The following is a 24,449-nucleotide window of genomic DNA, read 5'->3' on the forward strand; positions in this document are numbered from 1 at the left end:
GCTGCCGCTCTCCCTTTCTTGGCGCAGAAGGAAAATAAAATGGCTTTGGCAGATTTGCTGCAGCAGAATGCGATCATTCCCGCCCTCAGGGTAAATTCCAAGAAACAACTCCTCCAGGAATTGGCTGCAAAGGCGTCGAAAGTCACAGGACTTTCGGAGCGGGAAATTTTCGATGTTGTCCTGCAGCGCGAGCGCCTCGGCTCGACCGGCGTGGGAAACGGCATCGCCATACCGCACGGCAAACTCGCAAGCGTCCACTCCATCGTCGGCATCTTCGCACGTCTCGATCAGCCGGTGGATTTTGAGGCTCTGGACGATCAGCCCGTCGATCTGGTGTTTCTGCTCCTCGCGCCGGAAGGCGCAGGGGCCGATCACCTCAAGGCTCTGTCGCGCATCGCCCGCGTGTTGCGCGATCACGATCTCGTCGCCAAGCTGCGTGCGACCGACTCTGCTTCGGCGATCTATGCCTTCCTCAACGAGGAACAGACCTCGAACGCAGCTTGAACATTCAACATTCCAGTAAAAAGGCGCCTGATTGCTCAGGCGCCTTTTTTCGTTTCAAGCCATCTGACTCGGCTTAGAACTCTTCCCAGTTGTCCTGGGCGAGCGCGGCCGAACCGTGCGCTCGAGGAACCGCGCGGCGTGGTGCTGGTGCCGCTGCCGGGCGATAGGCTGGTGCCGCGCTCGGCGCGCGCATCTGCTGAGCCGTGGAGCGCAGCGCCGAAGCGTGGCCCATGCCGGATACTCGGAAGCGCGTCACGAGTTGCTTCAGAGTTTGGGCTTCATCGTTGAGCGTGACGCTGGCGGCCGTCGTCTCCTCGACCATGGCGGCGTTCTGCTGGGTAACCTGGTCCATCTGGTTCATGGCCTGGTTGATCTCCTTCAGGCCAATCGCCTGTTCGCTGGCTGATGCGGAGATCTGGCGGATAAGGCCATTGATGCCCATGACCTGCTCGGAGATCTTGTGCAGCGTATCGCCGGCGCGGCCGACCAGATCGACGCCTTCCTTGACCTGCACGGCCGAGGTGTTGATGAGCGTCTTGATCTCCTTGGCGGCATTGGCCGAACGCTGTGCCAGCTCACGGACTTCCTGTGCGACAACGGCGAAGCCCTTGCCGGCTTCACCGGCACGCGCTGCTTCGACGCCGGCATTCAGCGCCAGCAGGTTGGTCTGGAAGGCGATCTCGTCGATGACGCCGATGATACGCGAGACCTCGGTGGACGACTGCTCGATGCCCTGCATCGAAGCGATCGCCTTGCGCACCACTTCGCCTGATTTTTCCGCATCCGCGCAGGCGAGGTTGACATTGTCGGCAGCTGTGCGGGCGTTCTCCGCGCTGGAATTGACCTGTGCGGTGAGCTCGTTGAGGGCCGCTGCGGTCTCTTCCAGGCTTGCTGCCTGCTGCTCGGTGCGCTTGGCGAGATCGGCGGCGCTGCCACTGATTTCGCTCGTGCCCGAGCCGATGTTCACGACGCCGAGGTTCATCGTGTTGATGGTTTCCTCGAGGCTTTCCAGCGCCGCGTTGAAATCCTGTTTCAACTTGGCGTATTCGCCCGGGAAGTCCTCGGTGATGCGGTGGCCGAGATTGCCTTGTGAAAGCTCCGACAGGCCGGAGCCGACGATCGAGACGATGTGACGCTGCAACGTGATCGATTGATGCCGCTCGGTTTCCGACCGGCCGCGCTCGGCTTCGGCTGCGTCACGCTGGCTGTTTGCCTCGGCTTCAAGGCGCTGCGTGTCGGCGAGCGCAAAGCGAAAGCCTTCAAGGGCCTTGGCCACGGAGCCGATCTCGTCGGCGCGATCCTGACCGGCGACCGGCTGTTCGTAGCGGCCGTCGCTCAGCGCCTTGACGCTGGCAACGAGACCGCCGATCGGGCGCTGAACGAGGGAGCGGACGGCGAGATAGAGCGCGACCATGACGGCTGCGAGCACGAGGATGCCGGCGGCGACCATCATGAAGGTCTGATCCTGAACGGGCGCGTTGATGGCCGTGTGCGGCACGTCGACGAGGATGACCCAGCTCGTGTTCACATCGGGCAGGGCGAAGGGATAGACGACGCGGTCGAACGGCTCGTAGCCATCAAAGGTCAGATTCTTGACGACCGATGGCTGCAGCGTCGAGAGCGCGCTCTTCACCGCATCCGCGCCTTCGCCGTCATAGTCCTTCATGGAAAGCTCGGCGATTGGCGCGACGATCCATTTGCCGGTCTGTGAGAGCAGCGTGACGCGGCCGGAGCCGAAGGGATGAAGTGTCGAGAGCTTGTCCCGGAGCGACTTCAAGGAGATATCGACGCCACTGACGCCGATCAGCTTGCCGCCCGACATGACCGGGTAGGCAATCGAGGTCATGGCCGTATTCTCGCCGGTCGTCGTCTCGGCATAGGGCGGCGACAGCGCGCCCTTCTTGCTTTCCGCGGCGAGCGCGTACCAGGCAGCCTTGTAATCGGAATCGAAGGTCGAGAAGGTGAAGCCGCCGTCCTTGCTCTTCGTCCAGTACGGGTTGAAGGTGCCATCCTTGGCGGCGCCGAAATCGACCTTGCCGGCCATCGAAGGCGACTGGCCGTCGAAGGCGTTCGGCTCTTCGGCAAACCAACTGCCGAAGGCGAACTGGTTGCGCTCGACATTTGCCTTCAGCATGTCGAGAACGGCCTTTCGGTCGAGATACTTCCCTTCCTGACCGCGGCCGATCGTGCCGGCCATTGAGCGTGCCGCCCCTGCCAATTCGCCAACGGAGGAGGCAACCTCGTTGGCGATCGCCTTCGCCTCCAGATTAGCCTGATCCATGGTGAGCGTCTGGACGCGGTTGCGCGTCTCACCGATGAGGAAGAAGTTCGAAACGAGGAGGACGAGGGCGATGGCAATGCCGGTGATGAGGATAAGCTTGGCTGCAAGCGACTTCATGCGAAAGATGAACATGGATCCCTCGGGGAGCAAGGATGTGCCGAACGGGGCATTCATCGGCACAGGGGACGAAGGCGTCGCCCCCTCATGGAGCAGCCGTTACAGAGGCCGGCCCCTGAAAGAGGTCCGGTGATGGCTGGAACATCGCCGGAAATCTCTTAAATTTGAATGAAATCCAAAGAAAATCGGAGGTATCCGCACCAAGCTGCGCAAGCATGCCGCCGTGAGAATTGCTTTATAGCTTGTTTGCGACTTCGGCGCTGGACGGTATCGATGGCTGTGCACCTTGCTTGAGGCAGGCAAGCGAACCCGCTACCGCTGCTCGGCGTAGCGATGCCTCGAAATCGAGCCCCTCGTCGAGGCTCGCGGCGAAGTAGCCACAGAAGGTGTCGCCGGCGCCGACCGTATCGACCGGCTCGATCTTCAGCCCCTTGGCGCGCGAGATGACGCCATCGCGGATTGCGATGACGCCGTCTGCGCCGAGCGTCACGATCAGGGTTTGCCCGGTTTCGGCATTCAGACGTTTCAGCGCGGCCTCGCGATCGGCGGACCCCATGGTTTCCTGGCCGGCAAGGCGCTCGAACTCTGTTTCATTCGCAATCACGATGTCGGCAAGACGGCCGAGGCGTGCAGCGTCGTCGATCAGCGGCGCAAGGTTGAGCACCGTCGTGATCCCCTTCGCCCGGGCGCCAGCCAACGCGCGCTCCACGGCTGGAACCGGCACCTCGAGCTGCAGCATCAGAATATCGCCTTTGTTCATCGCTGCTATCGCTGCGTCGGCGTCGGTTGGTGTCATCGTGCCGTTCGCACCGGGCACCACCGCAATCATGTTCTCGCCGTCGCCGCCGACGAGGATCAGCGCGGTTCCGGTCGGCTCGTCGGCCTGCTTGACGGTTTCAAGCCCCGTGCCGGCCTCCTTCAGCAATGCGAGCGCCGCCTCTGCAAAGCCGTCCCGACCGACGGCCCCGGCCATGTGAACGGTGCGCCCGGCGCGTCGCGCGGCAAGCGCTTGGTTGGCGCCCTTGCCGCCCGCCGCCGTCGAGAACCCATTGCCGGCGACCGTTTCGCCGGGTTTAGGCAAGCGCGCAGTGGTGGCGATGAGGTCCATATTGATGGAGCCGAAAACTGTGATCATGGGTGTCCCGTCCGATGCTTTCTTGGGCGCGACACTGCCCGAAGGCTCTACTCGTCGTCAACCACCCTGAGCTTGAGAAGCCCACTGCGGCTGTCGACGGATTTCGGCGCGGGGTCATTGTCTCGCGCCGTGGTCTTGCTGTTGTCACCGCCCTCGAACTCCAGAGCCTCGATCTTCACTCCACGCTTGTTCAGCTTGTCGGCGGACGTGACGATCATGTCGACGTCCTTCTGTGCCATCGCGAAATGCCCCTGCAGCTTGCGGACGCGCTCGTCGAGGCGACCGAGATCGTCCATCAGGTTTGCGACTTCACCCTGGATGACGTGTGCCTGGGCCCGCATCCGCTGATCCTTCAGGACGGCCTGAATGACCTGGATGGAGAGCATCAGCAGCGAAGGTGACACGATGACGATGCGCGATCGGTGCGCCTTCTGCACGACTGCTTCGAAATTCTCGTGGATCTCGGCGAAGATCGATTCAGACGGCACGAACATGAAGGCCGTGTCCTGCGTCTCCCCCTGGATCAGGTATTTCTCGGAGATATCGCGGATATGCGTTTCCATGTCGCGACGGAACTGCTGCGAGGCGACCTTGGCTCCATCCGGTCCGCCCGCGTCTCGAATCGCGTTCCAGGCTTCAAGCGGGAATTTCGCATCGATCACCAGGGACGGCGCGGCGTTGGGCATCCGGATGGTGCAGTCGGGACGCGAGCCGTTGGACAGCGTTTGCTGGAATCCATAGGCGCCCATCGGCAGGCCATCGGCGACAATCGTCTCCATCCGCGATTGGCCGAAAGCGCCGCGTGTCTGCTTATTGGAGAGGATCGCTTGCAGGCCGACGACGTCCTTCGCCAGCGTTTGTATGTTGTTCTGGGCGGCATCGATGACGGCGAGACGCTCCTGCAGCCGTTGCAGGTTCTCGTGCGTCGACTTGGTCTGTTCGGTGATCGTCGTGCTGACGCGCTGCGACATTCCGTCCAGGCGCTGGTTGATCGCCTGGTTCAGCTCGGACTGCCTCGAGCCGAACACTTCGGCCATCGTCGACATGCGCCCGTGCATTTCCGCCTGGATCTTCAAAAGCTCGGCCATACGGGCATCCGTCTCGGCGGCGCGGAAACTCGCCACCTCTGCCTGCTCTCTTCGCACCTGCCCGCTGCGGGCGACAACGACGATCAAAAGCAGGGTCAGCGCGGCAATTGCGCCTCCAGCGAGCGCCAGCATGGCGGGGCTTGTCTGCGACAGGGCGAGGAGAAACGACTCAGAGCTGGTGTTCATGCTGGCAACAATAGCAAACTCAACCGAGATATCTAGATCAAAACGTGAACAGACCACAGGTGTGCCGACAGGCGAGATGACCGGAGAGAACAATCGACGGCTGACCGAATCGTGCGCGCATTTAACCATTGCTCAACCATATTGCGCAAAAGCTCTGCTCAAATTTCCTTTCAGCATCAATCGCAAAGCAGAGACATCATGACCAGCCAGCAGACGGACAGCGCGCTCAAGCAACGCCTTGATTTCATCGAGTTGGATGATGGTGCCCGCACGGCGCTGCGCGAGATGCGCCCGGCAATTTCGGAGCTGCTCGGCGGCGCCCTCGACAAGTTCTACGCGAAGCTGGCCAAGACATCCGAGGTTGCGAGCTTCTTTGCCGACAAGGCACATATGGGACAGGCCAAGAAGCGTCAGGAAGAGCATTGGGCCAACCTGGCGGGCGGTAACTTCGACGAAAGCTACGTGAAGGGTGTGGTCGCGGTTGGCAAGACACACGCCCGCATCGGCCTCGAGCCGCGCTGGTACATCGGCGGCTATGCCTTGCTGATGAGCGAACTCGTGAAGGGCCTGATGGCCAAGCAGTGGCCCTCGATGTTTGCCAAGAAGCAGGGCAAGGTGCTGGCCGAGAAGCTTGCCGCCGTTATCAAGGCCGCGATGTTGGATATGGATTACTCGATCTCGGTTTACCTCGAAGCGCTTGAAGAGAGGCGCCGCAAGCTGGAGGAAGAGGGGGCGAAAGCCGAACAGGATCAGGCAATTGCGCTCGACCATCTTCGCCGCGGCCTGGAGGCCCTCTCGAACGGCGACCTCGAGGCGACCCTACCTCCTGACCTCCCTGGCAACTTCAGGGGGATGGCCGACGATTATAACCGCGCGGTCGCGGCTCTTCGTACGTCCTTCGCCTCCGTGCGGGCAACCTCGGGTGAAATCCTGAGGGGCACGGACGTGATCGCCAAGGCCTCAGATGACCTTGCCTTGCGCACGGCCCAGCAAGCCGCCGGCGTCGAGGAAAGCTCGGCGGCGCTGCAGCAGCTGTCGGTCAGCGTCGGTCAGACAGCCGCAAACGCCGAAAAGGCGTCCGGCGCTGTTCGCGAGACGCAACAGAAGGCCAAGAATTCGGGCGAGCTCGTCACCAGCGCCGTTTCGGCGATGGCCGGCATCGAAAAATCGTCGACCGAGATCGCGAAGATCATCGGTGTGATCGATGAGATTGCGTTCCAAACCAATCTGCTGGCGCTGAATGCCGGCGTTGAAGCTGCGCGTGCGGGCGATGCTGGCAAGGGTTTTGCCGTCGTGGCGCAGGAGGTCCGCCAGCTCGCACAGCGCACGGCAGACGCGGCCAAGGAGATCAAGAATCTGATCTCGGAAAGCTCGGCACAGGTGAACGAAGGGGTGGACATCGTCAGCAGCACCGGAGAAGCACTAAACGACATGATCAACCGCATCGATATCATCAACCGTTTCGTTGCCGATATCGCCGCCGCCGCACGCGATCAGGCAACCGGGGTTAACGAGGTCAGCGTCGCCATCCGCAACATGGACACGATCACGCAGCAGAACTCAGGAATGGTCGAGAACACCTCTTCCGAGACCCGGCGCCTGCGCGGCGAAGTCGACAATCTAATCGCGCTGCTGCAGCGCTTCCGTACCGGCGTCGAGCATCGTTCGATGGCCGTTCCGCGCCGCGCCGCCTGATAGGAATGCGGCGAAATTCCGGGCTGGGGCGTAAAAAAGCGCTCCACCTGCCTGCCGGATAATTCCATCCTGGAAAAAGATGCGTTATGGGAACGGCATGACCATCAAGCCACTCATCATTCTTCCCGATCCGCTGCTTCGTCAGGTTTCCAAGCCGATCGAGCGCGTCGATGCCGATTTTCAGCGCCTTGCCGACGACATGCTTGAAACCATGTACGATGCGCCGGGTATCGGCCTTGCTGCCATCCAGATCGGCGTGCCGCGCCGCATGCTGGTCATCGATATCTCCCGCGAAGGCGAAGAGAAGCAACCGCTGGTTTTCGTCAACCCAGAGGTCGTCGCGTCTTCCGACGAACGTTCGGTGTATGAGGAGGGATGCCTCTCCATTCCCGACTATTACGCTGAAGTCGAGCGGCCTGCGACCGTGAAGGTCAAGTACCTCGACCGCGACGGCAAAGAGCAGACGGTGGAGGCCGACGGCCTGCTCGCCACCTGCCTGCAGCACGAGATCGACCACTTGAACGGCGTGCTTTTCATCGACCACATTTCCCGTCTGAAGCGCGACATGGTCGTCAAGAAGTTTACCAAGGCGGCGAAGTCGACGAAGGCTCTCTAGCCCGGACGTCCGTTGGTGCAGCGCTGCTTGCGAGGCGCGCCGATGCGACGAAGGCGGAAAAATGCACGGCGCCCCCCCGCGGGCCAGCAATGTCGCGGGCAGGTGCCTGAAGGGGCTTGATCTCAAGCTCGTAAACCCGTTTGAAGACGGCTGACCGGAAACATGGCGAGATAGAAATGTCGCTTCGCATCATCTTCATGGGCACGCCCGAATTTTCTGTCCCGACCCTGCGACAGCTGGTCGACGCCGGGCACACGATCCTTGCCGTCTACACCCAACCGCCAAGGCCGGGCGGACGGCGCGGGCTGGACCTGCAGAAGTCGCCCGTGCATCAGGCGGCCGAACTGCTCGGCATTCCGGTCTTTACCCCGGTGAATTTCAAGGATCCGGAAGAGCGCGAGCGCTTCAGGGCCTATGATGCAGACGTCGCTGTGGTCGTTGCCTATGGCCTGCTGCTGCCGGAGGCGATCCTGACCGGCACGCGCTACGGATGCTACAATGGTCATGCCTCGCTACTGCCGCGTTGGCGGGGAGCCGCCCCGATCCAGCGGGCAATCATGGCCGGCGACGAAAAGACCGGCATGATGGTGATGAAGATGGACAAAGGCCTGGATACCGGGCCAGTGGCTCTGACCAGCGAAGTCGAGATCGGTGCCAACATGACGGCCGGAGAGGTGCACGACAAGCTGATGCATCTCGGTGCCAAGGCGATGGCGGAGGCGATGGTCAAGCTCGAGATGGGCGATCTCCCCCTGACGCCGCAGCCGTCGGACGGCGTGCTCTACGCCGCCAAGATCGACAAGGGTGAGACGCGGATCGACTTCTCCAAGGATTCCGCGGAAGTCCATAACCACATTCGCAGTCTGGCGCCGTTTCCCGGCGCATGGTTCGAAGTTGCAATCGGCGGCAAGCCTGAGCGGGTGAAGGTGCTGGCCTCGGAGCTTGCGCAAGGCAGCGGCAGGGCCGGTGAACTGCTGACAGGCGATCTGGTCGTTGCCTGCGAAACCGGCGCCGTTCGCCTGACCAAATTGCAAAAGGCCGGTGGCAAGCCGTTGCTGGCTGCCGACTTCCTGCGTGGAACGCCACTTGCATCAGGTACGAGGCTCCCTTGATGCACCGCTACCGCATGATCGTCGAATATGACGGTAGTCCTTACGTCGGCTGGCAGCGGCAGGAAAATGGGCCGTCCGTCCAGGGTGCGATCGAGAAGGCGATCCGGTCAGCGAGCGGTGAGACGGTGTCGATCCGTGGGGCGGGCCGCACTGATTCCGGTGTTCATGCCACGGGTCAGGTGGTTCATGCCGACCTCGCCAGGGAATGGTCGGGCTTCAAGCTTCAGAACGCGCTCAACGCCCATCTCAAGCTGGCCGGCGAGCGCGTCGCGATCATCAGCGTGGAAGCGGCGAGTGAGTTCTTCGATGCACGGTTCTCGGCGCTGCGGCGCCACTATCTCTATCGCATCATCAGCCGCCGGGCGCCGCTGGCGCTTGAGGCCGGCAAGGCGTGGTGGGTGCCGAAGACCCTCGATCACGAGGCCATGCATGCCGCCGCGCAGACACTTGTCGGCAAGCACGATTTCTCCACGTTCCGCTCCGCCCATTGCCAGGCCAACAGCCCGATCCGCACACTCGATCGGCTGGACGTGACAAGAAGCGGCGAACTGATCGAGATCCGCGCGACGGCCCAAAGCTTCCTGCACAACCAGATCCGGTCATTCGCGGGAACACTGAAGCTTGTCGGTGAGGGAAAATGGACGCCGAACGATGTCCGTGTTGCGTTGGATGCCCGCGACCGCAAGGCTTGTGGCCCCGTTGCGCCGCCCGACGGGCTCTATTTCATGCAGGTCGACTATCCAGAAGTCATCACCGACCGCCACCGCAGGCTGGAGGGCAGCGATGACGGTGACGATCTATCATGACCTAGCCTAAAGGGCTTGATAGATGGCTTTGCCGATGTCGAATGGGAAGGCGCCGAACAACCCTTCGAGCGCCGTGTTCGTAAGCGCCACCACCGTCAGGCTCCTTTCCGGATCGATGAACCACGAGTGGCCGTAGACGCCGCCCCACTGGATCGCGCGCCGCGCCAGCGGCAGCCCGGCGCGGTCGGGATCGGTGACGACAGCCCAGCCGTAGCCGAAACCCAGCCCGGGTCGTTCGAGCCCGGTCAGGCCGTTCGTCTGGTCGCGGATCATCGCGGAAACGGTGCTCGCATTGAGCAGCGGCGTTCCGCCGCGTGTTATGGTTTCGAGTATGGCGAGGATATCGCCGGCTGTGCCTGCCATGCCGCCGCTGGCGGATTGATAGACGTCGGGATCGAAGATGCGCTCCGGTAAATAGCCGAACACACCGGAAGGGGTGATGATCGAATCCTCCCGTCCCATCGGCGCGGGTTGTGGCGCTGCATTCTTGTAGGGGACGGCAAGGCGACCGCGGTCGGTTACATGAAACGCAGTGTCGGAAAGTCCAAGCGGCTCCGTGACGAGCGCGGCGACTGCCTCGCCTAGCGGCGCGCTGGTCTCCTTCTCGATGATGCCACCGAGAACATCCATCGAGATCGAATAGTGCCAGCCCTTGCCGGGCTCGTAGAGCAACGGTTCGGTTGCAAGGCGGCGAAGCTTTTCTTCGAGCGCGATGCTGGGGTGTCTGCCCGCGATATCGGCGCCGTCGGGTTTCCGCTTGTTTGCATTGAAGCCGTCGCCGAGACCTGCCGTATGCGTCAACAGATGATGGATGGTGATGACGGGTGCGGATCCGTCCGCCAGCGGGGGACGGAAATAGGGCAGCCAGCGGACGACGGGATCGGCCGGATTGATGCGCCCCTGCTCGACAAGCCGCATGGCGGCGATGGCGACGATCGGCTTGGTCACAGAAGAAAGCCGGAAGATCGTGTCTGTGCTCATCGGCTGGTCGTTCTCCCGGTCCGCCATGCCGGCGGCACGGCTGTAGACAATGCGGCCCTTTCGCGCGACCAGGACGACGGTGCCGACGAGCCGCTTCTCGTCCAGCGCGGAGTCGATTGCGCTGTCGAGTAGCCGCGTCATTTTCGGGTCTGGCCTGACGATTGCGTAGGAAGACATGTTTTTCCTCTCGAAGAAACGGCGGGCGCACTCGGCCGCCTCACCACGGGTCGGTACCAGTTGGAAGATTTGGACGAGCCTTGGTGCCCGCCTCGTCGCATTGACTATGGGAGAGCCTAATGCTTGCGTCAGACTGCGATAATCGTCTCTATATCCGCAAGAGCTTTGCGTGGAGGACAAAGATGACGGGTTTCGCGGATCGGCTGGACGTCTTTCTCAGGGTTGTTGCCGGAGGGAGCTTTTCCGCCGCCGGCCGGGATATGAATATGCAGGCATCGTCGATATCGCGGCAAATCGACATGCTGGAAGGCGAGCTTGGGGTAGAGCTGTTCTACCGGTCCACACGCCGGCTCGCATTGACGTCGGCAGGTGAGACGCTTTGCCACCGCGCCCGGCAGGTACTCGGCCAGCTCGAGGAGACCCGAAGCATCGTCGCGGCGATGGCGAACGAGCCGCAGGGATGGCTGATGATCTCGGCGCCGGTCTGCTTCGGCCAGCGTCACGTCGTTCCGCTGGTGCCGGTCTATCTGGAGCGGTTCCCGAAGGTGCATCTCGAACTGTCATTGGAGGATCGGGCCGTGAATCCGCTCGAGGATGGCATCGACCTTGCCGTCCGCATTGGCAAGCTGCACGATTCCGCGCTACTCGCGACGAAGCTTGCGACAACGGAAAGCGTCGTCTGTGCCGCGCCGTCCTATCTTCAGCGGCACGGTGTTCCCGCGGTGCCGGCAGACCTCGTGCATCACGCCTGCCTGACCACGCCGAAGCCAATGAAGGCAGGGATGTGGCAGTTCGGCGAAACCAGCTCCGAAGACCGACTAGAGGTTTCGGGTCGTTTTGTTTGCGGCGACATGGACGGGCTTCTTGCAAGCGCCATCGCCGGGCTTGGGATCATCCACCTGCAGACATGGCTGGTGGCCGAGCCGTTGAGAGACGGCAGGCTGGTGCGGCTCTTCCCGACGATGATGCCGAGGCCAGATGGCAGCGGCATCTACGCACTCCGGCCGCCGGGCGCGCTGACGACGAAGGTGAAAGGGATGGTCGACCTCCTGAAGGCGCGCATGATTGCACTGTCGGAATAGGTCGATCCCGGCCGATTTATACCGGATAAATGCCGAGAAAGCGCTGCAGGTATTCCGACAGCATGAGCGATGGCACGAGCAGCACCAGGGTGAGCGCGCCGATCATCAGGCTCTGGCCGTAGAAGATCATCCTGAGAATGCGTGCGATCGCAAAGACCTGCGCCAGCATGAAGGCAAGCAGCAGCAGCGAGACGACGCCGACAAGCTGTGGCAGGAAGAAGACCAGTGCGAGCAGCAGCCCGTTGATGTAGGAGAGCGGGACGCCCAGCCAATTGACGCTGACGATGACGGGCGCGAAACGCTCGCCCTTCTTGAAGGCCAGCAGCAGCAAGCCTGCAAAGACCAGCGGCACGAACCAATTGGCGGCTTCGACGAGCCCGAGCCGGAAATAGAAAAGCGCGCCGACATCGGTATGCGGCGGCATCGTCTGCAGGAAGGCCTGGCGCCACCAGAGCCACGAGATTCCCATCGGCGGCAGGCACCATAGAATTGCCCAGAACGAGCGGTTGACGCCGCGCTCCGACATGTCGAGGAAGCGGAACCCACGCGGATCCATGCGGATCAGCAGCCAGATCCCCGCCAGATAATATTGAACTTCTCTAAAGCCCGGCATTCGCGAACCAGTGCTCGATGAAGGTTTCATAGATTACCGTGAGTCGCTCGAGGTCGGAAACAGTGACGCGTTCATCGACCATATGCATGGTCTGGCCGACAAGACCGAACTCCACGACGGGGCAGTAGTCCTTGATGAAACGGGCGTCCGACGTGCCGCCTGTGGTGGAGAGCTTCGGCGACTGGCCAGTCACACTCTCGACCGCGGAGGAGAGCGAGGCGATCAGCGCGTTGTTGCGCGTCAGGAAGACGTGGCTCGGCCGCTCTGCCCAGACGATATCGTACTTCAGCGGCGCGCGACCGGGACGGAACACGCCGTGGGCGGCGGCTGCGTCAAGGCGGCGCAGGATCTCCTGCTGCAGGCTCTGGGCCGTCCACGTGTCATTGAAACGGATGTTAAAGCTCGCCGTCGCCTTGGCCGGCACGACGTTCGTCGCAGGATTGCCGACGTCAATGGTCGTCACCTCAAGGTTGGACGGCTGGAAATTGTCGGTACCGCCGTCGAACGGCGGGTCCATCAGCGCCTGGGTCAACTGTACGATACCCCGCACGGCATTGTCGGCCAGATGTGGATAAGCGGCATGGCCCTGTACGCCGTGCACCGTGATCTTGCCGGAGAGCGAACCGCGACGGCCGATCTTGATCATGTCGCCGAGCTTGTCCGGATTGGTCGGTTCGCCGACGAGGCAGGCATCCCAGCGTTCGCCGCGCTCGGCTGCCCATTGCAGTAGTTTGATCGTGCCGTTGATCGCCGGGCCTTCCTCGTCGCCGGTGATCAGGAAGGAGACCGAACCCTGCGGCGCTCCATGCTTCTCGATATGGCGTGCGATGGCCGCAACGAAGCAGGCAACCCCGCCCTTCATGTCGACGGCACCGCGGCCGAAGAGCTCGCCACCCGATATCTCGGCGGCAAAGGGCGGGTGCGACCATGCCTGCTCGTCGCCAACCGGAACCACGTCGGTATGGCCGGCAAACATCAGATGCGGGCCGTCATCGCCAAGGCGCGCATAGAGGTTCTCGATGTCGGATGTTCCCGGTGCAGTCGCCTTCACCTTGTCCACCTTGAAGCCGAGCGGCGACAGCATGGCATCAAGCGCCGAAAGCGCGCCGCCCTCGGCTGGCGTGACAGACGGGCAGCGAATCAGGATCTGGAGATTGGCGACGGGATCGGTAGCGGTCATGGGTGTGGAATTATCCAGCGGTAGTGGCAAAGAAAAGGCAAGGCGGCGCTACCGCCTTGCTGAAATGTACCGTCCATTTTGCCGGATCGATGTCCGGCTGTCAGCGTTCGGGGGGCGCGTATCTCCCAAGACGTGCAGGCCGCCGGAACGTCACGACTTGTCAGTCGCGCAACAGTTCGTTGATGCCGGTCTTCGAGCGGGTCTTTTCATCGACGCGCTTGACGATGACGGCGCAATAGAGGTGCGGTGCCGGCAGGCCGTTGGCCATTGTGGCGTTGCCCGACGGCATCGAGCCCGCGACAACGACGGAGTAGGGCGGCACTTCGCCGTACATGACTTCGCCAGTCGCGCGGTCGACAATCTTGGTCGACTTGCCGATATAGACGCCCATGCCGAGAACCGAGCCCTCGCGGATGATGCAGCCCTCGACGACTTCCGAACGCGCGCCGATGAAACAGTTGTCTTCGATGATGGTCGGGCCTGCCTGCATAGGCTCGAGCACGCCGCCGATGCCGACGCCGCCCGACAGGTGAACGTGCTTGCCGATCTGCGCGCAGGAACCGACCGTCGCCCAGGTGTCGACCATCGTGCCCTCATCGACAAAGGCGCCGAGATTGACGAAGGACGGCATCAGCACGACGTTATTGGCGATGTAGGCCGAGCGGCGCACGACGCAGTTCGGCACGGCGCGGAAGCCCGCGGCGCGATACTGGTTCTCGCCCCATCCCTCGAACTTGGAAGGCACCTTGTCCCACCAGGTCGAGTTGCCCGAACCGCCCTTGACGACTTCCATGTCGTTCAGGCGGAACGAGAGGAGCACGGCCTTCTTCAGCCACTGATTGACCTTCCAGGCGCCGTCGCTACCGCGCTCGGCAACGCGTGCCTTGCCGCCGTCGAGGAGTTCGAGCGCTGCCTCGACGGCATCGCGGACCTCGCCCTTCGTGGACGTATTGACGTTGTCGCGGTTATCGAAAGCAGCTTCGATGGTCTTTTCGAGGGAAGAAAGGTCGGTGGCGCTCATGGGAATTCCTTAAACTTCGATCTCTATCGTGGAGACCGAAGCCTCCGGGAATTGTGATTGGCGGGATGCGATCTGCTCTATCCCATGCAAGGGTAAAATGGAATGATTTTTCGGGGCATGGTAATTCTCCCGATTCAAGCATGAAGCGACCTACCGGCAGTGTTTGCCGGCTGTACTGAAAGGCATTTCGACATGGCAAAGGCGAGAAACGGCAGGCTGCGGCGCAAGGATGGCGTCTGGGACCCGCTGAAGACGAGCGCAACCGACAAGCACCGCGCCGAGGCCGTGCCGAAGACGCCGCAGACGCTGTCGCCCGCCTACCGTCTTGCTTATGCCGATGAGGACTTTCTGTGCCGCGAGGAGCTGCGGCCGATCCGCCTGCAGCTGGAATTGATGAAGCCGGAAATGTTGCTGACGGAGCGAGGCATCAAGTCGACCGTCGTCATGTTCGGCGGTGCGCGCATTCCGGCTCCCGGCCAGAGCGCCTGGGCGGCGAGAAACGAGACGCAGCGCGCCAATCTGGAAGCAGCGTCGGTGTATTACGACGAAGCACGCAAGTTCGCGCGGCTGTGCTCGAGATATTCGGCAGGCTTCGATTTTCATGAGTATGTCGTCGTCACGGGCGGCGGTCCGGGTGTGATGGAAGCTGGCAATCGCGGCGCGGCCGACGAGGGCGCCCCCTCGATCGGTCTCAACATCGTGCTCCCGCACGAACAGGCGCCGAACGTCTACGTGACGCCGGAACTGAGCTTCAACTTCCACTATTTCGCGATCCGCAAGATGCACTTCATGGTGCGCGCCAAGGCGATTGCAGTCTTTCCCGGCGGCTTTGGCACGCTCGACGAGTTCTTCGAATGCCTGACGCTGATCCAGACGGGCCGCATGGAAAAGATGCCGCTCATCCTGTTTGGGGAAAAGTTCTGGCGCAGCATTATCGATTTCGAGGCGTTGGCCGAGTTCGGCACGATCGCGCCCGACGATGTCGATCTGATCAGCTTCGTCGACACTGCGGACGCCGCCTGGAAGATCATCGAGGATTTCTACGAGCACCCCGAATAGAAAGGCCCGCCCGAGCGGCAGGCCTCGCTATCTGTAAGTATTTACTTACGGGAGCGGCCGATCCGGCATGTCGTCGAGCGAGATCACGCCGTTCTTGTCGCGGTCCATCCAGGTGAAGAACTTGTCGAAGGCGGCTTCGGCTTCCTGCTTGGAAATCTGGCCGTTCTCGTTTGTATCGAAGCGCTGCATCATCATCATGCCGCGCATCATCCCGCCATGCATGCCGCGGCGATCGGGGCCACCGTCGGGTCCGGGCTGCGGTGGTGCCGGCTGCGCGTTGTCGGCATCGGCCGGCGGTGCCGTCGGTGCAGCATCGTCATCCGCGGCATCGTCGGCCGGCGCTTTCGCCTTGGCCATCTGGGCTTCGTGGTACTTGCGGATCTCGCCCGGCGTCAGCGAGCCGTCCTTGTCGGTATCGATGGCAACGAAGATTGCCTCCATGCCATCTTTGGCTTCCTGCTTGGAAATCTGACCGTCCTTGTTCGTGTCGAACTGCTTCAGCATCCGAACGAAGATGACTTCACGGATCGCGCCCATGCGCGGTCCCATCATCATGCCCATGCCGTGTTGCGGGCGAGGCGGATGATGCCTCTTGTCGTGTGACGCAGCAAAACTGGTGCCGGCTGCGGCACCGACGATCATGACGGAGGAGAGTGCGGCCAGTATCAGCTTGTTCCGAGACATTTCAATTCCTTTCAATCTGCAATCGCAATGGGGATTACAGATGAAAGGGTAGGGCTGGTGCGGAAAATTGCCCAATTAAAGATCGGTAAGCTGGATGAAACTTTGGTAATCTAGCCGGCAATCTTCGCAAGAAAATCAGTAAGATCGTCAGTCACGAAGTCGATGTGATCGTCCTCGCCGCTGGTCTTTTCCCACCATTCGACAACCGTATCCTCGAGGTTGTTCGGCACCAGCAGGACGGTCTGCATGCCAAGCGTCTTTGGAACTTTGAGATTGCGGGGCAGGTCCTCGAACATCGCCGCCTTGCCGGTCTCGATGCGCTTGAGCGCCGCAAACTTGTCATAGGTCGCCTGCGCTGGCTTCGGCACAAAGTCCGCCGCCACAATGTCGAAGATATCGTCGAAATGCTCGAGGATGCCGAGCGCGCCGGCCGCCATCTCGGCATGCTTGACGCTGCCGTTGGTGAAGATGAACTTGCGACCCGGCAGGGCCTTGATTGCCGCACCCAGTTCGGGCTGCGCCGTCAGGCTCGAATAGTCGATCGCATGCGCCTTCTCGAGGAAGTCATTCGGGTCGACGCCGTGGTGGATCATCAAACCCTGCAGCGTCGTGCCATGATCGCGATAGTATTGCTTCTGCAGCTTGCGCGCCTCGTCCCGCTCCATCTGCAGCAGTGTCGAGACGTAGGCCGTCATATTCTTGTCGATCTGCGCGAAAAGGTTGACGTGGTGCGGGTAGAGCGTGTTGTCGAGGTCGAAAACCCACTCGGTCACGTGCGAGAAGTCCGCCTTGGTTGGCGTGCGATCTATCTTGGTCATGGGGGCGTTATGGCATGGCCTGCGGCCTGTGCCAAAGTCTTTCGGCGCAAATCTTCGCAAAAATGCCTTCGAAAGCTCTCAACTTTAAGACGACTTCGCTGATTTTTGCCACCGTGTGGGTCTGTTCTGCAGCTTCTGCAACCGAGGGAACAGCCAAGTGAAAATCACACTGATAAATCCGCCGCATACCGCAATCGGCAGCCGTATCCCGGACGATCATCTTCCGCCGCTTGGCCTACTCTCGATCGGCGGCCCGCTGATCGATGCCGGGCATGAGGTCACTTTGATCGACGCCGAGTTCGGTCCGCTGCCTATTGCCGAGATCATCCGCCAGCTATTGCAGCAATCGCCGGACGTTGTTTTGATCGGTCACTCCGGCTCGACATCGGCACACCCGATCGCGTTCGGGATCGCCGCCGCGATCAAGGCGAATGCCGCGGGTATACCCGTCATCTACGGCGGCGTGTTTCCAACCTATCACTGGCGCGACGTTTTGGCCGAGACTGATGTCTTCGACGTCTTGGTCCGAGGTGAAGGGGAGGAGACGATCGTCAATCTCATCGACGCGATCGACAATGGTCGGTCGCTCGAACAGGTCCACGGCATTGCTTTTCGGGACCGCCGCGGCGAAGCATTCGCGACCCAACCCGCCCGAGCGATTGCATCGCTCGACAGCTACCGTGTCGCCTTCGAGCTGATCGACCACGCTCGCTACAGCTATTGGGGCGGCAAGCGCGCGGTCGTCATGCAGTTCTCGCGCGGCTGCCCGCATCTCTGCAACTATTGCGGCCAGCGTGGTTTCTGGACCCGCTGGCGCCACCGTGATCCGGCTCTCTTCGCAAGTGAGATCGCCCGCCTTTACCGCGAGCACGGGGTCGAACTGATCAATCTGGCCGATGAAAATCCGACATCCTCCCGCAAGGCCTGGGCGGCATTTCTCGAGGCGATGATTGCCGAGAATGTGCCGGTACTAATTGTCGGTTCGACACGCGCCGACGATATCGTCCGTGATGCGGATATTTTGCATCTCTACCGCAAAGCCGGCGTTGTGCGGTGGCTGATCGGCATGGAGAGTACCGACGAGGCAACGTTGGCGCTGATCAAGAAGGGTGGTGGTACTGCGACCGATCGCGAGGCGATCCGGCTACTGCGCAAGCATGACATCCTGTCGATGGCGACCTGGGTCGTCGGCTTCGAGGAGGAGCGGCTGAAAGACCTATGGCGCGGCTTCCGGCAACTGCTCTCCTACGATCCCGTCAGATACAAGCGCTCTACGTGACGCCGCATCGCTGGACACCGTTCTTCCGGATCGCGCGGGAGCGGACCGTAATCGAGACCGACATAAGAAAGTGGGACTACAAGCATCAGGTTCTGAAGACGAGGCACTTGCATCCGGCCGTTCTCATCGTTTGCGTGAAGCTTATTGAGCTGGCGATACAGGCCCGGCCGAAAGCGCTATTCCGCATTCTTTTTCACAGTGATCCTGAACAACGGCATTCGATGCGCTGGTACACGCAGATGGGAAGGCGCGTCTGGTTTCACGAGCTTGTCGAGTTCTTCTTTCGCAGACGGATGGTGAAGAATGGCCCGACGCTGGAGGCATTCTGGGGAGCACCGCAGGATGCGGAGGAGGAATCAATGCTGCTGCCTGCGCCTCCGCGCCGGCGTTCGATACCAGCCGTCATTGATGGCGCCGAATAAAAATAGACGCCCGATTTGCGGCGGACGCGGCCGGCAAGGGATGGTAGAACGCCTCATGCTTTTCGATCTTCCCAGTGACGATGCACTCTACGATGCGCTGATTGCCCGTAGCCCGGCCTACGAAGGCCTTGCCTACGCTTGCGTCAAGACAACGGGTATCTTCTGTCGGCTGACCTGCCCGGCTCGCAAGCCCAAACGGGAAAACACGCTGTTCTATGATACCGTCGCCACCTGCATGCAATCGGGATTCCGACCCTGCCAACGGTGCCGACCGCTAGAAGAGGCGGGCCGGGAGCCGCTCGTCGACGAGCTGCTCAATGCACTCGACGGCGATCCGGCAGCGCGTTGGACGGAGGACGACCTGATCGGTCGCGGCTACGATCCCTCGACCGTACGGAGGGCTTTCAAGCGGTCGCTCGGCATGACTTTTCTCGATATCGCCCGCTACCGGCGTCTCGGCGAGGCGGCAAAACAACTGGCGAACGGCGCGCGGGTCATCGATGCTCAGATCGAGGCTGGATATGAGTCGGGCAGCGGGTTCCGCGCCGCATTTCAGAGGCTGATCGGCAAAGCGCCTGTCATGTCGCAGAACCGCGATCTTCTGTTTGCCGACTGGTTTGAAACGCCGCTCGGCCCCATGGTGGCGGTGGCCGACCGGACGCATCTGCATCTTCTTGAGTTCCATGACCGCAAGGCGTTGCCAGCAGAACTGGAGAAGCTGCAGCGTAAGACGCGCTCCTCGGTTGCAGCCGGCCGTACGCCGGCGATCGAGCAGATCGATGCCCAGCTGAAAGCCTATTTCGGTGGCCGGTCCACGGCGTTCCGGACGCCGCTTGCGCTGGGATTCGGCACGGCTTTCGAGCGCCGGGTCTGGTCGAAGCTGATGGAAATACCCATTGGCGAGACACGCGCCTACGGCGACATTGCACGTGGCATGGAGAACCCGCAGATGGTGCGTGCCGTCGGCCGCGCCAACGGGGCGAACCAGATGGCGATTGTCATCCCCTGCCACCGGCTGATCGGTGCCGGCGGGTCGCTGACCGGTTATGGCGGCGGGCTCTGGCGCAAGCAATGGCTTTTGCAACACGAAGATAAGATGAAGCCCAAGAGGCTGTTTGTGGAGGAAATTCAATGAATCAAGCTGAAAAAGCAAGGGTGTTCGGCGCGCTGCACCAAAAGGGCAATCCGGTCGTCCTTTACAACATATGGGACGCTGGAACGGCGAAGGCCGTGACCGAGGCTGGCGCCAAGGCGCTGGCGACGGGGAGCTGGTCGGTTGCCGCAGCACAAGGCTATGGGGATGGCGAGAAGATTCCGCTGGACGCCTTGGTAGCCACGGCTCGCCAGATCACGGCGGTCAACGACCTGCCGCTTTCCGTCGATTTCGAAGGGGCGTACTCGACCGAGCCTGCCGCAGCGGCCGCCAATGTCGCCACGCTGATCGACGCGGGCGCCGTCGGCATCAATTTCGAAGACCAAGTGGTTGGCGGAGAGGGGCTGCATCCTGTGGATAAGCAGACCGCCCGCATCCGCTTTATTCGCGAGATGGCGCACGGCCGTGGCATTTCGTTCTTTATCAATGCGCGCACCGATCTGTTCCTGCGCGAAGGCGACCAATCCAAGCATGCGGACCTCGTCGACGAGGCAATCGAGCGCGGCAAGGCTTACGCTGCAGCCGGTGCCAGCGGCTTCTTCGTGCCTTGGCTGATTGATCCAGCGTTGATCGAGAAAATCTGTGGTGCGTCAACACTGCCGGTCAACATCATGATGAGGCCGGGGGCGCCGGATGTGAAGACGCTCGCAAGCCTCGGCGTCGCTCGCGTCAGCTACGGACCGGGACCATATCGGGCGATGATGGAGAAGCTGAAGGAAGCTGCCGCGGCGGTCTATGCCGCCGCGGGCTAAATGGGATCAGGGAACGATCAGCGTTCCGGCGCCATGCTCGGTGAAGATCTCGAGCAGCACGGAATGTGCCGTCTTGCCGTTCAGGATGACGACGCCCTGGACGCCAGCCTTGATCGCATCGATGCAGGTCTCGACCTTCGGGATCATGCCACCGGAGATCGTTCCGTCGGCGATGAGCGCGTGCGCCTGCGCAACGGAAAGTTCCTTGATCAGGTTGCCCTGCTTGTCGAGAACGCCGGGAACATCCGTCAGGAAAAGCAGGCGGGTGGCATTTAGCGCCCCGGCGATCGCCCCGGCAAAGGTGTCGGCGTTGATGTTGTAGGTTGCACCGTCGCGCCCGGGAGCCACCGGAGCGATGACAGGGATCATCTCGGAGCGGGCGAGCAGGTCGAGCAGGGTGCGGTCCACTTCGACCACCTCACCGACGAAGCCGAGGTCGAGCACGCGCTCGATGTTCGAATCCGGATCCTTGACCTTCTTCTGCGCTTTTTCGGCAAAGACCATGTTGCCGTCCTTGCCGCAAAGGCCGATCGCCCATTCGCCGGTCTGGTTGATGAGCGCGACGATCTCCTTGTTGATCGAGCCGGCGAGAACCATCTCGACGATCTCGACCGTCTTGGCGTCGGTGACGCGCAGCCCGCCTTCGAATTTCGATTCGATGCCCATCTTGGTCAGCATCGCGCCGATCTGCGGTCCGCCGCCATGGACGACGATCGGGTTGACTCCCGATTGTTTCAGCAGTGCGATATCGCTCGCGAAAGCCTTGCCGAGTTCGGGGTTGCCCATGGCATGGCCGCCGTATTTCACGACGATCGTCTTGTTTTCGTAACGCTGCATGAAGGGCAGGGCCTGCGCAAGGAGGCGTGCCTGGGTTTCGCTTTCGGACTGGTTCATGGGATACCCCGCGGAATTGATCGCGGCCTTTTATCTCAAGTTTTTGACAGATGGAATAATCTAGAGACCATTAGTTTTCCGTATGCGCTAGCGAGCGGGTTCGAAAAGGCGGGGCGTTTGGCAAGAGGCACGGGATGACCAGCGACGAAATCGCATATTTGATAAGCCTCGTTGCGATCAGCGATCGCAAGGCCTTTGCGACGCTCTATCGCGAGACGAGCCCGAAACTCTTTTCCATCTGCCTGCGTATTCTGAGGGATAGGACAGAAGCCGAGGAAGCGCTGCAGGAGGTTTACGTCAAGATCTGGCAGCGCGCCGGCGTCTTTGCCGCCGGCTCCGGGGCGCCGACCTCCTGGCTTGCGGCAATTGCCCGCAATCAGGCGATCGACATCATGCGCGCGCGAAAGCCGGTCGCCGACGAACTGGACAGCGCATACGACCTCGCGGATGACGATCCTTCCCCAGAGATACAGACTGTGATCAAGGATGAGGGAAGGCGGATTGACACCTGCATGGAAGAGTTGGAAGCTGATCGGGCAATGGCGGTGAAGAAGGCTTACGTCGAAGGACAAAGCTATCAGGAACTGGCCGATCAGTTTGGCGTCCCTTTGAACACAATGCGCACATGGCTGCGTCGCAGCCTTTTGAAACTGAGAGAGTGCATGGAACGATGACATCGCCGGATCAGAGCAAGGGAGGCCGCTCCCGCGACGAGGTACTCGCCGGTGAGTATGTTCTTGGCGTTCTTTCTTTCAAGGATCGGCGGGTCGTGGAGGAGCGGATGCGCCGCGATAGACAGTTCGCAGCCATCGTCAGCCGCTGGGAGACCAACCTCTCCGCATTCAACGATGATTACGACGTCGTCAGCCCCGGTGAGGAGACGTTCAAGCAGATCGAAGAGCGGCTGTTCGGCTCGCCAGAGGCGACCGTTCCTGCACGCGGTCTGTGGGCCTCCATCGTCTTCTGGCGCTGTCTTGCGCTCGTCTCGCTGCTGATGATGGTGGGCGCGCTGACGATTGCGACCGTCGTTGTCGCTCCGCCGCAGACTTCCGCGCCGCTTGTGGCTGAGCTGACCGCCGCCAATAGCCAGGTCAACCTCTTGGCCACCTATGAGCGGCGGAGCGGAAAATTGAAGATCGTACCCGTGGCGACCGGCAAGCCTGAGGAGAAGTCCCTGGAGCTTTGGCTCGTGCCGGCAAGCGGTGCGCCAAGATCGCTTGGCCTGTTTCCTCCAGATCAGGCAGGCGAGTTGGTCATACCCGCTGATATGCGCGGCAGTATAGACGAGGGCGCGGCCCTCGCCGTTAGCCTCGAACCCTTCGGCGGCTCGCCGACGGGGCAGGTCACGGGGCCGATCGTGGCGAGCGGCACAGCGCATCGCCGCTGATGTTTTTTCAACAAGCGCACTGAAACTCTTCCTGCGAGCCTTTCGTAGATCCTCATGTCCGCAAGGGAACGCCGGCATTCGGCCGGTCTTGTGCGCGGATGTTAGAGGAGAACAATCATGATGAAGTCCGCACTGCGCTTGAGTGTGCTTGCTGCAGCCGTTTCCGCATTTACTTTCGCTGCGCAGGCCAAGAACCCGATGGTCGGCGGCGCTGCCATGTACCCGACGAAGGACATCGTCCAAAATGCGATGAACTCGAAGGATCACACGACGCTGGTTGCTGCCGTCAAGGCAGCCGGTCTCGTATCGACGCTGGAAAGCAAGGGGCCCTTCACCGTCTTTGCTCCGACCAACGAAGCCTTCTCGGAATTGCCCGCCGGCACCGTCGACACGCTGCTGAAGCCTGAGAACAAGGCCCAGCTGACGAAGGTTCTGACTTGCCACGTCGTCGCCGCCGATGCGATGGCCAAGACGGTTGCCAAGATGATCAAGGCCGACGGCGGCGAACACGACATCAAGACGGTCGGCGGCTGCGTGCTGAAGGCCAAGGAAAGCATGGGCAAGATCACGCTCACCGATGAAAACGGCGATGTCGCCCACGTCACGATCGCCGACGTGAAACAGTCCAACGGCGTCATCCACGTCGTTGACAAGGTTCTGCTGCCGAAGATGTAAGCAGGTTCAGGTTCTGGAGGCGCCCATTTCCATCCCCGGGCGCCTCTTTCATTTCCAGTTGGCAATGCCGACCGTTTGCGCGATCGCCTCGCGCAGGTCATCAAGCCCCTCACTCTTTTCCGATGAGGTGGCAATGATTCCGGGATAAGCGGCCGGCCGCTTCTTGATCTTTTCCGTGGTCTCCGCGAGCAGCTTGGTCACCGCCGGCGGCTTGATCTTGTCCGTCTTGGTGAGAACGATCTGATAGGAGACCGCCGCCTTGTCGAGCAGATCGAGAACCTCATCGTCGTTCTTCTTCACTCCGTGGCGGCTGTCGATCAGCACGTAAACGCGCTTCAACGTCGCGCGCCCGCGCAGGTAGTCGAAGACGAGCTTCGTCCAGGCATCGACCAGATCTTTCGGCGCCTGCGCGTAGCCGTAGCCCGGCATGTCGACCAGCGCCATCGGCGGCAGGTCGCCGCCTTCACCCGAATAGCCCTCCGGCACGAAGTAGTTGAGTTCCTGCGTGCGGCCAGGCGTATTGGAGGTGCGCGCCAGCCCCTTGTGACTGACGAGCGCGTTGATCAAAGAAGACTTGCCGACGTTCGAGCGGCCGGCAAAGGCCACTTCCAGCGGTCCTTCCGGCGGCAGGAATTTCAGGGATGGAACGCCCCGGATAAAGGTCCAGGGGCGCCCGAAGAGCGGCTTGTCGTTCTTGCTGTCGGTCATTCGGCCTTTTCCAGTCCAAATCCA

Annotated in this window: 23 protein-coding genes and 1 pseudogene; 13 read left to right on the top strand and 11 right to left on the bottom strand. The window is 61.5% G+C overall.

Annotated features, from left to right (window positions below; all coding sequences use genetic code 11):
• Positions 1-39 precede the first annotated feature (39 nt).
• Positions 40-504: a PTS IIA-like nitrogen regulatory protein PtsN gene (gene ptsN / locus ACSQ9D_RS00285; RefSeq protein WP_007529605.1), complete on the top strand. Its 465-nt coding sequence runs from the start codon at positions 40-42 to the stop codon at positions 502-504.
• 73 nt (positions 505-577) lie between these two features.
• Here ptsN and ACSQ9D_RS00290 read toward each other — a convergent pair whose 3' ends face one another.
• From ACSQ9D_RS00290 to ACSQ9D_RS00300, 3 genes are all read right to left on the bottom strand, one after another.
• On the bottom strand, positions 578-2,917 hold the full coding sequence (locus ACSQ9D_RS00290; protein WP_436280699.1) for a methyl-accepting chemotaxis protein: 2,340 nt from the start codon (positions 2,915-2,917) through the stop codon (positions 578-580).
• A gap of 220 nt (positions 2,918-3,137) precedes the next feature.
• The gene (locus ACSQ9D_RS00295; RefSeq protein WP_436280700.1) at positions 3,138-4,037 is read right to left on the bottom strand and encodes a ribokinase; all 900 of its coding nucleotides are present in this window, start codon (positions 4,035-4,037) and stop codon (positions 3,138-3,140) included.
• Positions 4,038-4,084: 47 nt separating this feature from the next.
• Positions 4,085-5,311: a DNA recombination protein RmuC gene (locus tag ACSQ9D_RS00300; protein ID WP_436280701.1), complete on the bottom strand. Its 1,227-nt coding sequence runs from the start codon at positions 5,309-5,311 to the stop codon at positions 4,085-4,087.
• Between the two features lie 198 nt (positions 5,312-5,509).
• On the opposite strand from ACSQ9D_RS00300, the gene ACSQ9D_RS00305 reads away from it, so the two are divergent.
• The 4 genes from ACSQ9D_RS00305 (at position 5,510) to truA (ending at position 9,540) form a co-directional block, all read left to right on the top strand.
• A complete protein-coding gene (locus ACSQ9D_RS00305; RefSeq protein ID WP_436280702.1) occupies positions 5,510-7,006 on the top strand; it encodes a methyl-accepting chemotaxis protein in 1,497 nt (498 codons plus the stop codon).
• A gap of 97 nt (positions 7,007-7,103) precedes the next feature.
• Positions 7,104-7,622: a peptide deformylase gene (def, locus tag ACSQ9D_RS00310; protein WP_368515994.1), complete on the top strand. Its 519-nt coding sequence runs from the start codon at positions 7,104-7,106 to the stop codon at positions 7,620-7,622.
• A gap of 176 nt (positions 7,623-7,798) precedes the next feature.
• Complete coding sequence (gene fmt, locus ACSQ9D_RS00315) at positions 7,799-8,734, top strand: methionyl-tRNA formyltransferase (protein ID WP_436280703.1); 936 nt, start codon at positions 7,799-7,801, stop codon at positions 8,732-8,734.
• A complete protein-coding gene (gene truA / locus ACSQ9D_RS00320) occupies positions 8,734-9,540 on the top strand; it encodes a tRNA pseudouridine(38-40) synthase TruA (protein ID WP_436280704.1) in 807 nt (268 codons plus the stop codon). Before fmt ends, truA begins: the two co-directional genes overlap by 1 nt.
• A gap of 6 nt (positions 9,541-9,546) precedes the next feature.
• Here truA and ACSQ9D_RS00325 read toward each other — a convergent pair whose 3' ends face one another.
• Positions 9,547-10,698 (bottom strand): serine hydrolase domain-containing protein, encoded by a 1,152-nt coding sequence (locus ACSQ9D_RS00325; protein ID WP_436280705.1) that lies wholly within the window; start codon positions 10,696-10,698, stop codon positions 9,547-9,549.
• A 182-nt stretch (positions 10,699-10,880) separates the two neighbouring features.
• On the opposite strand from ACSQ9D_RS00325, the gene ACSQ9D_RS00330 reads away from it, so the two are divergent.
• Positions 10,881-11,780: a LysR family transcriptional regulator gene (locus ACSQ9D_RS00330; protein WP_436280706.1), complete on the top strand. Its 900-nt coding sequence runs from the start codon at positions 10,881-10,883 to the stop codon at positions 11,778-11,780.
• Positions 11,781-11,796: 16 nt separating this feature from the next.
• Here the strand turns inward: ACSQ9D_RS00330 and ACSQ9D_RS00335 are convergent, their stop codons facing one another.
• From ACSQ9D_RS00335 to dapD, 3 genes are all read right to left on the bottom strand, one after another.
• Entirely contained in the window at positions 11,797-12,393 is a 597-nt protein-coding gene (locus ACSQ9D_RS00335; RefSeq protein WP_037114656.1) for a hypothetical protein, read from the bottom strand.
• A complete protein-coding gene (gene dapE / locus ACSQ9D_RS00340; protein WP_436280707.1) occupies positions 12,380-13,573 on the bottom strand; it encodes a succinyl-diaminopimelate desuccinylase in 1,194 nt (397 codons plus the stop codon). The genes ACSQ9D_RS00335 and dapE overlap by 14 nt, the downstream gene beginning before the upstream one ends.
• A gap of 160 nt (positions 13,574-13,733) precedes the next feature.
• The gene (gene dapD / locus ACSQ9D_RS00345) at positions 13,734-14,594 is read right to left on the bottom strand and encodes a 2,3,4,5-tetrahydropyridine-2,6-dicarboxylate N-succinyltransferase (protein WP_436280708.1); all 861 of its coding nucleotides are present in this window, start codon (positions 14,592-14,594) and stop codon (positions 13,734-13,736) included.
• Positions 14,595-14,786: 192 nt separating this feature from the next.
• On the opposite strand from dapD, the gene ACSQ9D_RS00350 reads away from it, so the two are divergent.
• On the top strand, positions 14,787-15,653 hold the full coding sequence (locus ACSQ9D_RS00350) for an LOG family protein (protein WP_436280709.1): 867 nt from the start codon (positions 14,787-14,789) through the stop codon (positions 15,651-15,653).
• Positions 15,654-15,698: 45 nt separating this feature from the next.
• On the opposite strand, the gene ACSQ9D_RS00355 is transcribed toward ACSQ9D_RS00350, so the two are convergent.
• Together ACSQ9D_RS00355 and ACSQ9D_RS00360 are read right to left on the bottom strand one after the other, a co-directional pair.
• Positions 15,699-16,337, bottom strand: a complete 639-nt coding sequence (locus ACSQ9D_RS00355) for a calcium-binding protein (protein ID WP_436280710.1) — start codon at positions 16,335-16,337, stop codon at positions 15,699-15,701.
• Positions 16,338-16,447: 110 nt separating this feature from the next.
• A complete protein-coding gene (locus ACSQ9D_RS00360; protein ID WP_436280711.1) occupies positions 16,448-17,155 on the bottom strand; it encodes a pyrimidine 5'-nucleotidase in 708 nt (235 codons plus the stop codon).
• Between the two features lie 157 nt (positions 17,156-17,312).
• Here ACSQ9D_RS00360 and bchE point away from each other — a divergent pair.
• The 3 genes and pseudogenes from bchE to ACSQ9D_RS00375 all read left to right on the top strand — a co-directional run bounded on the left by bchE (position 17,313) and on the right by ACSQ9D_RS00375 (position 20,761).
• Positions 17,313-18,856: pseudogene (gene bchE / locus ACSQ9D_RS00365) on the top strand (magnesium-protoporphyrin IX monomethyl ester anaerobic oxidative cyclase).
• A 55-nt stretch (positions 18,857-18,911) separates the two neighbouring features.
• The gene (locus ACSQ9D_RS00370) at positions 18,912-19,991 is read left to right on the top strand and encodes a bifunctional transcriptional activator/DNA repair enzyme AdaA (protein ID WP_436280712.1); all 1,080 of its coding nucleotides are present in this window, start codon (positions 18,912-18,914) and stop codon (positions 19,989-19,991) included.
• A complete protein-coding gene (locus tag ACSQ9D_RS00375; RefSeq protein WP_436280713.1) occupies positions 19,988-20,761 on the top strand; it encodes an isocitrate lyase/PEP mutase family protein in 774 nt (257 codons plus the stop codon). Before ACSQ9D_RS00370 ends, ACSQ9D_RS00375 begins: the two co-directional genes overlap by 4 nt.
• A gap of 6 nt (positions 20,762-20,767) precedes the next feature.
• Here the strand turns inward: ACSQ9D_RS00375 and argB are convergent, their stop codons facing one another.
• Positions 20,768-21,655, bottom strand: coding sequence for an acetylglutamate kinase (argB, locus tag ACSQ9D_RS00380; RefSeq protein ID WP_007529633.1), 888 nt, complete (start codon positions 21,653-21,655; stop codon positions 20,768-20,770).
• A gap of 134 nt (positions 21,656-21,789) precedes the next feature.
• Here argB and ACSQ9D_RS00385 point away from each other — a divergent pair, with 134 nt between their 5' ends.
• The 3 genes from ACSQ9D_RS00385 (at position 21,790) to ACSQ9D_RS00395 (ending at position 23,717) form a co-directional block, all read left to right on the top strand.
• Complete coding sequence (locus ACSQ9D_RS00385; RefSeq protein ID WP_436280714.1) at positions 21,790-22,329, top strand: sigma-70 family RNA polymerase sigma factor; 540 nt, start codon at positions 21,790-21,792, stop codon at positions 22,327-22,329.
• Complete coding sequence (locus tag ACSQ9D_RS00390) at positions 22,326-23,042, top strand: anti-sigma factor (RefSeq protein WP_436280715.1); 717 nt, start codon at positions 22,326-22,328, stop codon at positions 23,040-23,042. Before ACSQ9D_RS00385 ends, ACSQ9D_RS00390 begins: the two co-directional genes overlap by 4 nt.
• 117 nt (positions 23,043-23,159) lie before the next feature.
• A complete protein-coding gene (locus tag ACSQ9D_RS00395) occupies positions 23,160-23,717 on the top strand; it encodes a fasciclin domain-containing protein (RefSeq protein ID WP_436280716.1) in 558 nt (185 codons plus the stop codon).
• Between the two features lie 48 nt (positions 23,718-23,765).
• Here ACSQ9D_RS00395 and yihA read toward each other — a convergent pair whose 3' ends face one another.
• Positions 23,766-24,425: a ribosome biogenesis GTP-binding protein YihA/YsxC gene (yihA, locus tag ACSQ9D_RS00400; RefSeq protein WP_436280717.1), complete on the bottom strand. Its 660-nt coding sequence runs from the start codon at positions 24,423-24,425 to the stop codon at positions 23,766-23,768.
• Positions 24,426-24,449 lie beyond the last annotated feature (24 nt).

Source organism: Rhizobium sp. LjRoot258, assembly GCF_964254185.1.
Lineage (GTDB): Bacteria > Pseudomonadota > Alphaproteobacteria > Rhizobiales > Rhizobiaceae > Rhizobium.